1 protein-coding gene is annotated in these 928 nt (G+C 42.2%); it reads right to left on the bottom strand.

Annotated elements, in window-relative coordinates; genetic code table 11:
* Positions 1-113: 113 nt before the first annotated feature.
* The coding region (locus HMPREF0023_RS09380) for a hypothetical protein (protein WP_008941968.1) at positions 114-928 on the bottom strand (815 nt) is incomplete at its 5' end.

The raw sequence follows: 928 nt of genomic DNA, 5'->3' as shown, positions 1-928 counted from the left end.
CTCCAAATAAACGATACTTAAGTAATGTTTATTGATTCAATAAGTAGTTCAAATTTTTTAATAAAAAATAGTAGCAATATTACTGTTGGGGGCTTCTTAGCCCCCAACAGTATTTAATTCAGAGCTTGAACCGACTGCTGCAACCCTTTCTGAATATCCTGAGCATGGCTCAAGTCATGCATTTGCTGATTCTGCTCTGATTTCGATTCCTCCGTGTAAAACTCCTCAACAATATCCAGCCCCTCCTCACCTCCCACCTCAAAGCTAGCATTGCCATAGCCCTGCCGTGCCACATGATCTAAAGCTTCCTGATAAAACCCTGCTGCCTTACTTGTTTCATCAATCTGTTTGGCTGACGTAATTGCCTCCTGTAAATTGATTCCATCACGTAAAGTTAAATCCACGTAATAGATCGGAGTACGATAACTTTGCGTGGTGCTTTTACCTCGTAAAGTCAGTTGCAATGGCAGACATGAAAGTAAATCACCTGAAGCCGAGCTGTAATAACGTAATCGTGCTGCTAAGGTACGAATACTATTAAAGCCTGTGGTTCTAAAGATGAAGGTGCCGAACTCATCCGATTCATCTAAATTGACGTAAAGTCTGCCATAAGGCTTACACAGTCCGCCTTGTGCCAAGGGACATAAATCAGGGGATGGACATGGATGTTGTTCAATGCCATTTTGTCCAAGTCGTTGGCAAGTTTCTCCATTGCCTGAACAGATTAATCGCCCTGTTTGTCTATCAAATAAGCTGTACTCAGCGCGTAGGTTTAGTTCGGGATCATTGAAGATCATCCGCACTGGAATGCTTCTGAGTTTTTGATTGGGTGCTTTGGCACGTAGTTGTTCATCCAAGGGATGCTTAATCCATCCGTCTTTTCCTTGAATTTGGCTGGTAATGGTAAATTGGTCATCTTTTTCAGGGT

Source organism: Acinetobacter sp. ATCC 27244 (assembly GCF_000156555.1).
Classification (GTDB): Bacteria; Pseudomonadota; Gammaproteobacteria; order Pseudomonadales; family Moraxellaceae; genus Acinetobacter; species Acinetobacter haemolyticus.
This window is presented reverse-complemented; position numbering and strand designations above follow the sequence as displayed.